The 13,017-nt window shown below is 66.1% G+C and carries 12 protein-coding genes; 3 read left to right on the top strand and 9 right to left on the bottom strand.

The features are described 5' to 3' along the window. Positions 1 to 58 precede the first annotated feature (58 nt). The 3 genes from TMO_RS10775 to TMO_RS10765 all read left to right on the top strand — a co-directional run bounded on the left by TMO_RS10775 (position 59) and on the right by TMO_RS10765 (position 2,363). Positions 59 to 967, top strand: a complete 909-nt coding sequence (locus TMO_RS10775) for a ZIP family metal transporter (protein ID WP_416069005.1) — start codon at positions 59 to 61, stop codon at positions 965 to 967. 137 nt (positions 968 to 1,104) lie between these two features. Then, positions 1,105 to 1,488: an encapsulin-associated ferritin-like protein gene (locus TMO_RS10770; protein WP_014745655.1), complete on the top strand. Its 384-nt coding sequence runs from the start codon at positions 1,105 to 1,107 to the stop codon at positions 1,486 to 1,488. Between the two features lie 47 nt (positions 1,489 to 1,535). Beyond that, positions 1,536 to 2,363, top strand: coding sequence for a family 1 encapsulin nanocompartment shell protein (locus TMO_RS10765; protein ID WP_014745654.1), 828 nt, complete (start codon positions 1,536 to 1,538; stop codon positions 2,361 to 2,363). Between the two features lie 106 nt (positions 2,364 to 2,469). Here TMO_RS10765 and TMO_RS10760 read toward each other — a convergent pair whose 3' ends face one another. The 9 genes from TMO_RS10760 to TMO_RS10720 form a co-directional block, all read right to left on the bottom strand. Next, a complete protein-coding gene (locus TMO_RS10760; RefSeq protein WP_014745653.1) occupies positions 2,470 to 3,687 on the bottom strand; it encodes an ABC transporter substrate-binding protein in 1,218 nt (405 codons plus the stop codon). Between the two features lie 328 nt (positions 3,688 to 4,015). Then, positions 4,016 to 5,698, bottom strand: coding sequence for a methyl-accepting chemotaxis protein (locus tag TMO_RS10755; RefSeq protein WP_014745652.1), 1,683 nt, complete (start codon positions 5,696 to 5,698; stop codon positions 4,016 to 4,018). Between the two features lie 200 nt (positions 5,699 to 5,898). Further along, positions 5,899 to 6,882, bottom strand: a complete 984-nt coding sequence (locus TMO_RS10750; RefSeq protein WP_014745651.1) for a branched-chain amino acid ABC transporter permease — start codon at positions 6,880 to 6,882, stop codon at positions 5,899 to 5,901. A gap of 4 nt (positions 6,883 to 6,886) precedes the next feature. Then, entirely contained in the window at positions 6,887 to 7,774 is an 888-nt protein-coding gene (locus tag TMO_RS10745) for a branched-chain amino acid ABC transporter permease (RefSeq protein WP_014745650.1), read from the bottom strand. A 60-nt stretch (positions 7,775 to 7,834) separates the two neighbouring features. Then, entirely contained in the window at positions 7,835 to 9,055 is a 1,221-nt protein-coding gene (locus TMO_RS10740; RefSeq protein ID WP_014745649.1) for an ABC transporter substrate-binding protein, read from the bottom strand. Between the two features lie 300 nt (positions 9,056 to 9,355). Next, positions 9,356 to 10,093, bottom strand: a complete 738-nt coding sequence (locus TMO_RS10735) for an ABC transporter ATP-binding protein (RefSeq protein ID WP_041604912.1) — start codon at positions 10,091 to 10,093, stop codon at positions 9,356 to 9,358. Next, positions 10,086 to 10,841, bottom strand: coding sequence for an ABC transporter ATP-binding protein (locus TMO_RS10730; protein ID WP_014745647.1), 756 nt, complete (start codon positions 10,839 to 10,841; stop codon positions 10,086 to 10,088). The genes TMO_RS10735 and TMO_RS10730 overlap by 8 nt, the downstream gene beginning before the upstream one ends. Positions 10,842 to 11,152: 311 nt before the next feature. Beyond that, the gene (locus TMO_RS10725; protein ID WP_014745646.1) at positions 11,153 to 12,172 is read right to left on the bottom strand and encodes a fumarylacetoacetate hydrolase family protein; all 1,020 of its coding nucleotides are present in this window, start codon (positions 12,170 to 12,172) and stop codon (positions 11,153 to 11,155) included. A gap of 50 nt (positions 12,173 to 12,222) precedes the next feature. Continuing rightward, complete coding sequence (locus tag TMO_RS10720; RefSeq protein ID WP_014745645.1) at positions 12,223 to 12,999, bottom strand: cyclase family protein; 777 nt, start codon at positions 12,997 to 12,999, stop codon at positions 12,223 to 12,225. Positions 13,000 to 13,017: the final 18 nt, after the last annotated feature.

Here is a 13,017-nt window from a genome sequence, read left to right as displayed (position 1 = left end):
TGCCCCATATCCTGGGCCATGATTCGGGCAGACACAGGACCGATGATCGGAGGGCGCCATACCTGATCTCGCATCCATAGATCCGGTCTGGCTGGGCCTGGGCGGCAGCCTGCTTGCAGGCCTTGCGACCGGTCTCGGCGCGCTGCCCGTGCTGGTGATCCGACGGCCGGGCATCCGGCGGGAAAACCTGCTGCTGGGCGGCGCCGCGGGCGTGATGCTGGCCGCCGCCCTGCTGTCGCTGCTGGTGCCGGCGCTTGGAAGCGCGGTCGCCCGCTATGGCGCGCTCTGGGGGGCCCTCGGCATCGGGGTCGCCATCGGGCTGGGGGCCGCGGCGATCGCGGCCCTGCACGCCGTGGTGCCGCATCTGCATGTCCAGCAGGATGACGAGGCGGTCGAACACACCCTGCGCAGCCCCCATGGGCCCGGCAGCCCGGCCATGGTCGCGGCGGGCGGCGATGCGCTTCTGGTGGTCGATGGCGGTGGAATGGCGGCGATCGACGCCCGGCGGATGGCACCGGCCCTGCTGATGGTGCTGGCGATCGCGCTCCACAATCTGCCCGAAGGTCTGGCGGTCGGCGTCGGGCTCGGCGGCTCGGGGGCCGAGGGCGGCGGCGATCTGGGCCAGGGCGTGGCACTGGCGATCGGCATCATGATCCAGAACCTGCCCGAAGGCTTCGTCGCGGCGGTGGGCATGATGATGACCGGGGCCAGCCGCATGACGGCACTTCTGGTCGCCTTCGGCACCGGCGCGCTGGAAATCATCGGCGGCGGCCTGGGTGTGGCGCTTGCCGGGCTCGGTGCCGGTGTGCTGCCCTGGACCATGGCGTTCGCGGCTGGCGCGATGATCTTCGTCGTCAGCCATGAGATGATCCCCGAAACCCATCGCCATGGCCAGGAGATGGGGGCGAGCTGGGCACTGATTGCCGGCTTTGCCGTTATGACCGCAATCGCCGCCGGCTTCGGTTGAGGTCGGCTTCGGTTGAGAGCTGTGGCGGCGGGACAACCGGGACCATGAAAACACGAAGCGGCGGCCCTCTGGACCGCTGCCCTGGACGAGATGGCGCCGGCCGACCGGCGCGACGAAACGAAGAAGGAGACGAGCAGATGGCCGGAGAGGTCCTGCATGCCCCGCGCGAGAAGCTGAGCCGCCACACCCTGGCGCTTCATCATGCGATCTCGTCGCTGATGGAAGAGCTGGAGGCGGTGGACTGGTACCGCCAGCGGGCCGATGACTGCGAGGACGACGAGCTGCGCGAAATCCTGCTGCACAATATGCGCGAGGAAATCGAGCATGCCATGATGACGCTGGAATGGCTGCGCCGGAACGACGGCGACTTTGCCGAGCAGATCAAGACTTATCTGTTCACCGAAGGTCCGATCACCGAGGTGGAGGAAAGCGCCACCGGCAGCGGTGACGACAAGGGCGGCAACGGAGAGGGTGGCGGCGGTGACGGCCTGACCATCGGCCGCATGAAGAAGCGCCGCTGATCCGGCCTCGTCTGTCCCTTGCCGTCTATTGCCAGGAGTTTCACGAGATGGATTACCTGAACCGTTCCCAGGCCCCCTTCGGCACCGATCTCTGGCGCCGGATCGACGAGGCGGCGATCGATGCCGCCCGCGACGCGCTGACCGGTCGCCGCTTTCTGGAGGTCGACGGCCCCTATGGTGTCGGCCTGACCTCGATCGAGATCGGCAATGACGACTATTGCCGCGACCCCGGCCCCGACGAGGCGGGGGCTGTGATGAGCCGCGCGATTTCGGTGCCGATGCTGCGCAAGGGCTTCCGGCTGAGCGTGCGGCGCATCGCCTCGTCCACCGATCAGGGCCAGCCGCTGAACCTCGACCCGGTCGAGGATGCAGCCGAGGCCGTGGCCGCGCGCGAAGAGGAGATGATCTATTACGGCAACCCCGATTTCGGCCTCGAAGGCCTGTTGAGCGCCCGCGGCCGCCACGAGATCGAGGGCGGCGACTGGGCCAATATCGATCAGGCACTGCAGGACGTGCTCGCCGCGGTGAACAAGCTGGATGAAAGCGGTTTGCGCGGCCCCTATGCGCTCGCCCTGTCGCCCCGACTCTACAACTCGCTGTTCCGCCGCTATGACGGCAGCGACGTGCTGCAGCTGGAGCATATCTCCCGCGTCTGCACCGTCGGCATCTTCAAGGCGCCGATTGGAGGCGGTGTGCTGGTCGACCCTCGTGTCGGCGTGCTGGTGATCGGCCAGGATCTGCGCGCCGGCTATGGCTCGCATGACGGCATTCACCATCACCTCTACCTGTCGGAGAGCCTGGTGCTGCGCATCGACGATCCCAAGGCGATCTGCACCATCGGTGCCGATGTCGGCAAGGTGCCCGCCGGCAAGTGATCCGGTTCCGGCCCGACGACCGGGCCGGAACACCGAAACGCCGCCATCCGAAACCGGATGGCGGCGTTTCGTATTCAGAGGACAGTCCGGCAGGGGCCGGGCTGTTTTACTTCTTGACCAGCGGGCACTCACCCTTGTCCATGGGGCGGAAGGCCTGATCGCCCGGGATGGTGGCCAGCACCTTGTAATAGTCCCAGGGGCCCTTCGACTCCTCGGGCTTCTTCACCTCGACCAGATACATGTCGTGCACCATGCGGCCATCGGGACGGATATGGCCGTTCTTGGCGAAGAAGTCGTTGATCGGGGTCGCCTTCATCTGGTCGGCCACGGTCTTGCCGTCATCCGAGCCGGTGGCCTCGATCGCCTTCAGATACTGGGTGACGCCCGAATAGATGCCCGCCTGGAGCATGTTGGGCATCTTGCCGGCCTTCTCCTCGAACCGCTTGGCGAAGGCGCGGGTCTCGTCGTTCATGTCCCAGTAATAGCCGGTGGTGACCACCAGACCCTGCGCGACCTGCAGGCCGAGCGCATTGATGTCGTTGATGAACACCAGCAGGCCGGCCAGCTTCTGCCCACCCTGGGTGATGCCGAATTCCGACGCCTGCTTGATGGAGTTGACGGTATCGCCGCCGGCATTGGCCAGGCCGATCACGTCCGCGCCCGAGCCTTGAGCCTGGAGCAGGAAGGACGAGAAGTCGGTGGTCGGGAAGGGCGCACGCACGCCGCCCACCACCTCGCCGCCCGCGGCATTCACCGCGTTGGTGGTGTCACGCTCCAGCGCATGGCCGAAGGCATAGTCGGCGGTGATGAAGAACCACTTCTTCGCGCCCTGGCCGACCAGCGCCGAACCGGTGCCGGTCGCCAGCGCGTAGGTGTCGTAGACGTAGTGGATGCCGGTGGGCGAGCAGGCCTTGCTGGTCAGGTCCGAGGTGCCGGCACCGGCGTTCAGGTGCAGCTTGCCCTTTTCCTTGGCGATGTTCTGAACCGCCAGACCCACCGACGAGGTCGGCACGTCGACGATCACGTCGACGCCGTCGCGGTCGTACCACTGGTTGGCGATGTTGGACCCGATATCCGGCTTGTTCTGGTGGTCGGCGAAGACGACCTCGACCGGCACGCCCTTGACCTTGCCGCCGTAATCCTCCACCGCCATGCGGGCGGCGATGACCGAGGCCTGGCCGGTGACGTCGGCATAGATGCCCGACTGGTCGTTGAGCACGCCGATGCGCACGACATTGTCCGAGATCTCGGCCTGAGCCGCCCCCGCGGCGAGGCCGGTCATGGTCGCAAGAACCGCGGCAGCGATCGCGTTCCTGGTGTTCATCTGTATCCTCCCTGGGCGGATCGGGGCCGACGGCCATGGTCCCCGCGTGGTCCCGGCGGGTCTGCGACGGCCTGCTCTCCCTGCAGGAACGCCGCCGCCCGACATGCCCGTCGCAACCCGCTCCCCAGCGCGTCGGTCAGGCATGTCACGATCCGGAATGATCCGCATCCTTTGATCTGATCGGGAGATGTTTCATGGAACATGAAACCTCACTCCCGGGCCGTCTAGGGAAAGATGATGCTGTATTCGAGGGGCTGCATGAAAGGAAAAAACGCCGTCACCGCCCAAAAGCGGTAACGGCGTTCGTGGCTTCAACCAAGGGCGGGTTTCACGCGGCGCGGATATCGCCGAGGAAGCGATCGACCACCTGCTTCAGGTCATCGGCCTGACGATTGAGCCGTCCGGCGGCGTCCCGCACCGTGCCGGCGGTGGCACCGGTCTGGTTCGCGGCGGTGCCGACCGCGGCGATGCTGCCGGTCACGGCTTCCGTCGCCTGGGCGGCGGCCTGGGTGCTGCGGGCGATGGACAGGGTTCCGGCGCCTTGTTCCTGCACCGCGGCGGCGATGTCGCCCGCAATCTCGCTGATCGAGCTGATGATCTTCGCAATGCCGTCGATGGCGGTGACCGCCCGGCGGGTTTCTTCCTGCACGGCGCCGATCTGGCGCGAGATGTCTTCGGTGGCGCGGCCGGTCTGGCTTGCCAGGTTCTTCACTTCCGAGGCGACGACCGCGAAGCCCTTGCCGGCATCGCCCGCCCGCGCCGCTTCGATGGTGGCGTTCAGCGCCAGAAGATTGGTCTGGTCGGCAATGGCATCGATCAGCACCACCACCTCGCCGATCCGGTCGCCGGTATCCGACAGGCCGCGCACGATTTCGGTGGTGCGCCGCGCCTCTTCGGTGGCCCGTGCGGCGATGTCGGCGGCCTGGGTCACCCGGCGGGCGATGTCTTCGGTGGAGGTCGACAGCTCTTCCGCCGCTGCGGCGATGGTCTGGACGTTGGCATCGGCCTGGTTGGCGGCGCCGACCATGGTATCGGCCTGGCGGCCCGCCTGATCCGCGGCCTCGGTCAGCTCGGCGGCCGCCCGTTCCATGGCGCGGGCTGCGTCCAGCACCACCGACAGGGACTGGCGGGCATCGTCGTCGAAACGGCCGGTCAGCTCGTCGACCCGGTGGCTCCGCTCCAGCCGGGCCGCCTGTTCGGCCTCGCGCTGGCGGGTCAGTTCGTCGGCGGCGGCCAGCCCCTCGCGGACCACGCCGAAGGCGCGGACGATCGCACCGATCTCGTCGCGCCGCTCCGCTCCCTTCAAATTGATGCTCCGTTCGCCCTGGGCCAGACGCTCCAGCCCGCGGGTGACGGCCTTCAGCGGCGGTACGGTCGAGCGGATCACCAGCACGGCCAGCAGCCCCAGCACCAGCGCCGCCGCCGCGGCGATGCCACCCAGGCGCAGGGCCTGGGCCTGGAAGGCAGCCTCGATATCATCGGTATAGACACCCGTGATCACACCGATATCGGTCCCGGGCACGCGCTGGATGAAGGAGAGTTTAGGCTCCGGTTCACCGCCCTGCTGGCGGGGCCAGAGATAGGCGAAGGCGCCCCGTCCGGTGGTGGTGGCGATCTTGACGGCATCCGCCACATAGGCGACGCCATTGCTGTCCTTTGCGCCGATCATGTTGCGGCCGACGACGGACGGGAATTTGCCATTCATGAGCATGACGCCGGTCATGTCGATGGCCGACAGATATTCCTCGGCATCGTCATAGCGCACGGGCTCCAGGAGCGCGAGCCCCGTCCGGATCGCTGCCGCCCGATCGCCGCCGGTGGCCTCAGCGCGCGTGATCTCGGCCGAGACGATGGATACGCCCATTTCGACCAGAGCCTGCAGCTTATCCTGGCGGTCGGCGTAGAGGGTCTCGCGCAGGGTGGTGAGGGAGAGATAAATGGTTGCCGTCACGCCGAGCAGCGCGGCGAACAGCAGGATGCCAAGTTTGGCACCGGTCGAGAGGTTCTGCATCGTCCGGAACTCCGGGAAACCTCGGGGCCCGGGAAGGGCGCCGGATCGGGGGAGTCTAAACCGGCCCCATTAATCAATGGTTGAAATTTATTGCCAAAATGTGAGTCAGGCGCGCTGTATGGTTAATATCACGCGAAAAAGCCGCCATACCCCTGAGGTATGGCGGCTTTCGTAACGGCCACCGATGATGGCTGTGTCGATCAGGATTTGCGGCTGCGCCGCCGCTCCATGAAGGCCAGGTATTCGCCGACGATGCCGCGACGGAACAGCAGCACGCAGGCCACGAAGATCCCGCCCTGGATGATGGTCACCCAGGCGCCGACCTGCGCGAAATAGTTCTGGATGCCGGTGACCAGGAACGCGCCGACAGTCGGGCCGAGCACGGTGCCGACGCCGCCGAGCAGGGTCATCAGCACCACCTCGCCCGAGGCGTGCCAGTGCACATCGGTGAGCGTGGCGATCTGAAAGACCAGCGCCTTGGTCGAGCCGGCGAGCCCGGCGATGCCCGAGGACAGCACGAAGGCCAGCAGCTTGTAGCGGTTGACGTCGTAGCCGAGCGAGATGGCGCGCTGCTCGTTTTCGCGGATCGCCTTGAGCGTCTGGCCGAAAGGCGAGTGGATGACCCGGTGGATGAACAGCAGGCCGATCAGGAAAATGGCGAAGACGACATAATACATGGTCATGTCGTCATGCAGGCTGATCAGGCCGAACAGCATGCCGCGCGGGATGCCCTGGATGCCGTCCTCACCGCCGGTGAACGGTGCCTGAAGGGCCAGGAAGAAGACCATCTGCGCGAAGGCCAGCGTCACCATGGCGAAGTAGATGCCCTGGCGCCGGATGGCGAGCCCGCCGATGATCAGGCCGAGCCCGGCGCCGGTGAGGGTGCCGAGCAGGATGCCGATTTCCGGCGACAACCCCCAGACTTTGACCACATGACCGCAGATATAGGCGGCGAAGCCGAAATATGCGGCATGGCCGAAGCTGAGCAGGCCGACATAGCCCAGCAGCAGGTTGAAGCCCGAGGCGAAGAGCGCGAAGCACAACGCCTTCATCAGGAAGACGGGGTAGACGACGTGTGGTGCCGCGAGGCCGACCAGGATCGCGATCGCGACGCCGATCATGGTGAGGCCGGCGGCCTTCTGGCCGCGGGTGCTGCGGGCAGCGGGAACGGTATTGACGCTCATGGGATCACGCCGCCTTTCCGAACAGGCCCGCAGGCTTGATGAGGAGCACGATGGCCATGACCACGAAGATCACGGTGCTGGAGGCTTCGGGGTAGAAGACCTTGGTCAGGCCTTCGAGCAGGCCCAGGCCGAAGCCGGTGACCACCGCACCCATGATCGAGCCCATGCCGCCGATGACCACCACCGCGAACACGATGATGATGAGGTTGGAGCCCATCAGCGGGCTGACCTGGTAGGCAGGGGCGGCCATGACACCGGCGAAGGCGGCCAGCGCCACGCCGAAGCCGTAGGTGAGGGTGATGAGCAGCGGCACATTGATGCCGAAGGCCTGCACCATGGTCGGGTTCTCGGTCGCGGCGCGCAGATAGGCGCCGAGCCGGGTCTTCTCGATGATCGCCCAGGTCGCGATGCAGACGGCAAGCGAGGCGATCAGGATCCAGGCCCGATAGGTGGGCAGGAACATGAAGCCCAGATTGGTGCCGCCCTGCAGCGCCGCCGGGATGGCATAGGGCTGACCCGAGATGCCGTAGAGCTGGCGGAAGAAGCCCTCGATCATCAATGCGAGGCCGAAGGTGAGCAATAGCCCGTAAAGATGATCGAGGTTGTAGAGCCGGCGGATCAACAACCGTTCAAGCACCACGCCGAACAAACCGACGATGATGGGGGAGATGATCAGGGCGGCCCAGTACCCGATCCCGGCGTACTGCAGCACCAGCCACGCCACGAATGCGCCCATCATGTACTGGGCACCGTGGGAGAAGTTGATGATGTTGAGCAGGCCGAAGATAAGGGCCAGGCCCAGGCTGAGCATGGCGTAGAAGGCGCCGTTGATCAGCCCGAGAAGCAGCTGGCCGAAGAGGACCTGCGGCGGAATGCCGATCAATTCCATCATGAAGGATGTGCCCCTCGTGTCGGCGTCGGATGTGATGGGTGACGGTTGTTCAAAGGCTGATCACTTCGTGACCAGCGGGCATTCGCCCTTGTCCATCGGACGGAAGGCCTGGTCGCCAGGGATGGTGGCGAGCAGCTTGTAATAGTCGTAGGGGCCCTTCGACTCCGCCGGCGACTTGATCTGCATCAGATACATGTCGTGGACCATGCGGCCGTCCTCGCGGATGGTGCCGCCCTTGGCGAAGAAGTCGTTGACCGGGGTCTTCTTCATCTGATCGACCACGGTCTTGCCGTCATCCGACTTGGTCGCCTCGACCGCCTTCAGATAGTGCGTGACCGAGGAATAGATGCCGGCCTGGACCATGGTCGGCATCTTGCCGCCATTGCGCTCGCCGAACCGCTTGGCGAAGGCGCGGGTCTCGTCGTTCAGATCCCAGTAGAAGCCGGTGGTGAGCACCAGGCCCTGCGAGACTTCAAGGCCGAGCGAGTGCACGTCGGACAGGAAGACCAGCAGCGAGGCCAGCTTCTGGCCGCCCTGGGTGATGCCGAATTCGGCCGCCTGCTTGATCGAGTTGACGGTGTCGCCGCCGGCATTGGCCAGGCCGATCACGTCCGCGCCCGAGCCCTGAGCCTGGAGCAGGAAGGACGAAAAGTCGGTCGACGGGAAGGGCGAGCGCACGGTGCCCACGACTTCGCCGCCCGCGGCGGTGACGGCGTTGGAGGTGTCACGCTCCAGCGCGTGGCCGAAGGCATAGTCGGCGGTGATGAAGTACCACTTCTTGGCGCCCTGTTCGACCAGCGCGCGGCCGGTGCCGTTGGCGAGCGCATAGGTGTCGTAGGTCCAGTGGATGCCGGTGGGCGAGCAGGCCTTGCCGGTGAGGTCGGAGGTGGCCGCGCCGTGGTCGATCATCACCTTGCCCTTTTCCTTGGCGATGTTCTGCACCGCCAGGGCCACGGACGAGGTGGGCACGTCGAAGATCGCATCGACGCCATCGCGGTCATACCACTGGTTCGCGATGTTGGAGCCGATATCGGGCTTGTTCTGGTGATCGGCCGAGACCAGCTCGATCTTGGCACCGGCGACGGAGCCGCCGAAATCCTCGATCGCCATCCGGGCCGCATCCACGCCGCCGGGGCCCGACAGGTCGGTATAGATGCCCGACTGGTCGTTCAGCACGCCGATGCGCACCACATTGTCGGTGATCTGGGCCTGCGCCGCGCCGGCCGAGAAGGCGGCGACGACGGCGGCGGTGACGGCTGCGAGGGTCAACTTGAACGTCATGGCTTGAAAACTCCTCCCCTGAGGTCTTCTGCCTGAGGCGGTGATTACGTTCGCGGGACAGTTGAGGTCGGGTCACGTGCAACCGGTCCGGCCCGGCCGGCATCGGTCCTGGAACCGGCCGGGCGCGGGCGCGAACGCCGCGTGCGGACTCTTGGCGGGAGACAGGGCCTCGATCGGACCGGCAGACCTTCTGGATGGGTCCGTCACGTTCCGGAGGCGCGCCGCCGCGACCTTCTCTGGCCCGACGCCACGAGCGTGACGCCGAGAGTCGTGCCGGGACAGGCCCGGCCCCGGCGCCGGTCAGACGCCGAGATACTGCTTGAGCTTGTCCTGGCTGGTCGCGATGTCGTCAGCGGTGAGCATGTCCACCACATGACCTTCCTCGACCACATAATGCCGGTCCGCAACCGTCGAGGCGAAATGAAAGTTCTGCTCCACCAGAACGATGGTGAAGCCTTTCGCCTTCAGGGCGCGGATGATCTCGCCGATCTGCTGCACGATGACCGGTGCCAGACCTTCGGTCGGCTCGTCGAGCAGCAGCAGATTGGCGCCGGTGCGCAGGATGCGGGCGATGGCGAGCATCTGCTGCTCACCACCCGAAAGCTTGGTGCCCTGGCTGCTGCCGCGCTCTTTCAGGCGCGGGAACAGGCCGAAGACCTCCTCCACCGACATGCCGCCCTGTTTGATCACCGGCGGCAGCATCAGGTTCTCGATCACGTCGAGGCTGGAGAAGATCGCGCGCTCTTCCGGGCAGAAAGCGATGCCGGCGCGGGCGATCTGGTTCGAGGACATGCCGATGGTCTCGCGGCCCTCGAAGGTGATGCTGCCCTTGCGGCTGCGCACGATGCCCATGATGCATTTGAGCGTCGTGGTCTTGCCGGCGCCGTTGCGGCCGAGCAGGGTGACCACCTCGCCCGGATTGACGTCGACATTGATGCCGTGCAGCACGTGGCTCTCGCCGTACCAGGCGTTGAGATCGCGGACGGTGAGGAGGGGGGCGGCCGACGTGGCGGCCATCTTGCGGGCGGGCTCAGCCATGACCGGTTCCCATATAGGCCTGGACGACTTCGGGGTTCTCGGACACCTCGGCATAGGTGCCCTGGGCCAGGATCGCACCGCGCTGAAGCACGGTGATCTTGTCCGAGAGGTTCGCCACGACCTTGAGGTTGTGCTCGACCATCAGCACCGTCCGGCCCTTGGCCACGCGCTTGATCAGCTCGGCGATGCGGCCCACGTCTTCGTGCGCCATGCCCGCCATCGGTTCGTCCAGCAGCAGAACCTTGGGCTCCAGCGCCAGCGTGGTCGCGATTTCGAGCGCACGTTTGCGGCCATAGGGCAGCTCGGCGGTGATGGCCTCGCCATAGCCTTCCAGGCCGACATCCGACAGCAGCTCGTCCGCACGATCGTGCAGGCCGTTCAGCACCCGGTCGGAGCGCCAGAAATGGAAGGAGTTGCCGAGTTTGTGCTGCAGGGCGATCCGCACGTTCTCGCGCACCGTCAGATGCGGGAAGACGGCGGAAATCTGGAACGACCGCACCATGCCCCGACGCGCGATCGCGGCCGGCTGCTCGCTGGTGATATCCTGGCCGTCATAGAGAATCTGACCCGAGGTGGGGATCAGGAACTTGGTGATCAGGTTGAAGCAGGTGGTCTTGCCCGCCCCGTTCGGACCGATCAGGGCGTGGATGGTTCCGCGCCGCACCTGAAGGTCGACATTGCTGACCGCCGTGAAGCCCTTGAACTCCTTGGTCAGTCCCTTCGTCTCAATGATGATGTCCTGAGCCATGCATCTGTAAGCGTCCACGCCCACATGCGGCACGGCAACGCAATCGCGCAGACCTTCGGCCTGCGTGTGCGTGCACGACCCCGTGTGTTCACGGACGGCTCACTCCTCCCCTAGATGAGCGCGCGTTGACCGGGTGTTTCGGGAGACAGCGTCCGGTCGCAGCGAGGATCGGGTCCCTGTGTTCTTTTTGTAATTATATTTTATGTCGCAAGTCTTATCGGAATTCCGCAAGGCGGTCAAGGCGTCCGCGTTCCACGATTTGCGCCCCCGGGGGAGGTTGGCGCCTCCTGCGTGAACGCGGACGCCGCGCATCAAACCCGAGGTGGTGTGATGCGGTTCCGGAGCCGCCCGATGCCGTCGATTTCCAGTTCGACGACGTCACCCGGATCAAGGAGTTGGCCGGTTTCGATGCCGCAGCCATTGCCGACCGTGCCCGAGCCGATGAATTCACCGGCATGCAGGGTCTCATCCCGCGAAATATGGGCGAGAATCCGGTCGAACCGGTGCTGCATGGAGGCGCTGGAGCCCTCGCCCCGCAGCTCGCCATTGACGCGCACCCGCATGCCGAGGGCGTAGGGATCGGTCATCTCGTCGGCCGTCACGATCCAGGGACCGATGATGTTGCCGGTGTCGAAATCCTTGCCCTTCGCCGGCCCCAGACTGCCCTGCATTTCGGTGAACTGGGTGTCGCGGGCGGTCATGTCGTTGAAGATCGTATAGCCGAAGATGTGGTCATGCGCGGTCGTGGCCGGGATGTCGCGGCCGCCTTTGGCGAGTACGATCCCCAGTTCGAGTTCGTAATCCATCAGCTTCGAATGGCTTGGCCAGCGCACCGGCTGTTCATGGCCGATGACGCTGAACCGGTTCGCCTTGTAATAGATCGGCTGCTCGTACCACACCTGGGGCACGGTCACCGGCGGCAGGCCGAGTGCCTCGGGCGTGGTGCCCTTCAGCCCGGCCAGCAGGCGGCGGCCGCCCTCCATAGCCTGGATCAGATGGGTTTCGAAGACCAGGCAGTCGCGCATCTGGCGCGGCCGGGGCAGGGGGCTGCGGAACGAGATCGCGTCGAGCGCGACCACCGCATCCGCCGCCGCGCCGCCGCGTTCGGCTTCGGCAAGCAGCTCGGCCGCGCGGCCGAGCCCGTCGGCGCCGGCATCGATCAGCGCGAGCATCGAGGCGGCAAAGCCGGCCTCGGCGCCCATGCGGGCGGCGGCTGCGGTGGTGAGGTCGAGCACGCGGCCGCCATCGGCCATCAGCGCGCCGATGCGGCGGGCCTCGCCCGGCGCGGTTTCAAAGGCGCCGGCGCCGGGCACGAAGGTGAGCAGTTTCATCGGCAGGATCCGTGAAGAAGGGGAGGAGGGGCGTGGGCGGGGCGGCGGGATCAGTCCTCGAAGATCGCCACCGCCCGGGTCCAGCCTGCCGAGGCGCCGCGGATCTTCACGGGGAAACAGGCGACGGTGAAGCCGGTGGCCGGCACGGCTTCCAGGTTGTGCAGCTTCTCCAGATGGCAGTAGCCGATGTCGCGGCCGGCGCGATGGCCTTCCCAGATCAGCCCGGCATCACCGGTTTCCAGATATTTCTCGCGGGTATGGGTGAAGGGCGCGTCCCAGCTCCAGGCATCGGTGCCGGTGACCCGCACGCCGCGCTCCAGCAGGTAGAGCGTCGCCTCGCGGCCCATGCCGCAACCGGCATCGACATAATCGTCCTGGCCGTAGCGGCTGCCGGCGCGGGTGTTGACCATCACGATGTCGAAGGGCTGAAGCGTGTGGCCGATGCGGGCCAGTTCGGCCTCGACCTCGGCGGCGGTGACGACATGGCCGTCGGGCAGATGGCGGAAATCCAGCTTCACGCCCGGGCGGAAGCACCAGTCCAGCGGCACCTCGTCGATCGTGATCGCCCGCTCGCCCTTGTTCATGGTCGAGGCGAAGTGATAGGGCGCATCCAGATGCGTGCCGTTATGGGTGATCAGGTTCACCTGCTCCACCGCCCAGCCCTCGCCGTCGGGCAGATCCTCGGGCTTCAGCCCGGGGAAGAAGGCGGTGATCTGCGCGGGCGTCTGCTCGTGGTTCATATAGGTGATCTTGGGCTCGAAGCCGGGCGGATCCGAGCGGACACCGTTCTCCAGCATGATCGACAGATCGACGAAGCGGCGGGCCATGGACGTCATCCTCCTCAG

Source organism: Tistrella mobilis KA081020-065, assembly GCF_000264455.2.
GTDB classification, from domain to species: domain Bacteria; phylum Pseudomonadota; class Alphaproteobacteria; order Tistrellales; family Tistrellaceae; genus Tistrella; species Tistrella mobilis.
Note: the sequence above shows the minus strand (reverse complement) of the source record. Positions and strands in the feature narration are given on the sequence as shown.

What these genes read in the sequence shown, in the direction of transcription:
- TMO_RS10740 (WP_014745649.1), bottom strand. Translation starts at nt 9,055, where the DNA reads ATGACGTTCAAGTTGACCCTCGCAGCCGTCACCGCCGCCGTCGTCGCC.
- TMO_RS10755 (WP_014745652.1), bottom strand. Translation starts at nt 5,698, where the DNA reads ATGCAGAACCTCTCGACCGGTGCCAAACTTGGCATCCTGCTGTTCGCC.
- TMO_RS10770 (WP_014745655.1), top strand. Translation starts at nt 1,105, where the DNA reads ATGGCCGGAGAGGTCCTGCATGCCCCGCGCGAGAAGCTGAGCCGCCAC.
- TMO_RS10720 (WP_014745645.1), bottom strand. Translation starts at nt 12,999, where the DNA reads ATGGCCCGCCGCTTCGTCGATCTGTCGATCATGCTGGAGAACGGTGTC.
- TMO_RS10750 (WP_014745651.1), bottom strand. Translation starts at nt 6,882, where the DNA reads ATGAGCGTCAATACCGTTCCCGCTGCCCGCAGCACCCGCGGCCAGAAG.
- TMO_RS10730 (WP_014745647.1), bottom strand. Translation starts at nt 10,841, where the DNA reads ATGGCTCAGGACATCATCATTGAGACGAAGGGACTGACCAAGGAGTTC.
- TMO_RS10735 (WP_041604912.1), bottom strand. Translation starts at nt 10,093, where the DNA reads ATGGCTGAGCCCGCCCGCAAGATGGCCGCCACGTCGGCCGCCCCCCTC.
- TMO_RS10765 (WP_014745654.1), top strand. Translation starts at nt 1,536, where the DNA reads ATGGATTACCTGAACCGTTCCCAGGCCCCCTTCGGCACCGATCTCTGG.
- TMO_RS10725 (WP_014745646.1), bottom strand. Translation starts at nt 12,172, where the DNA reads ATGAAACTGCTCACCTTCGTGCCCGGCGCCGGCGCCTTTGAAACCGCG.
- TMO_RS10745 (WP_014745650.1), bottom strand. Translation starts at nt 7,774, where the DNA reads ATGATGGAATTGATCGGCATTCCGCCGCAGGTCCTCTTCGGCCAGCTG.
- TMO_RS10760 (WP_014745653.1), bottom strand. Translation starts at nt 3,687, where the DNA reads ATGAACACCAGGAACGCGATCGCTGCCGCGGTTCTTGCGACCATGACC.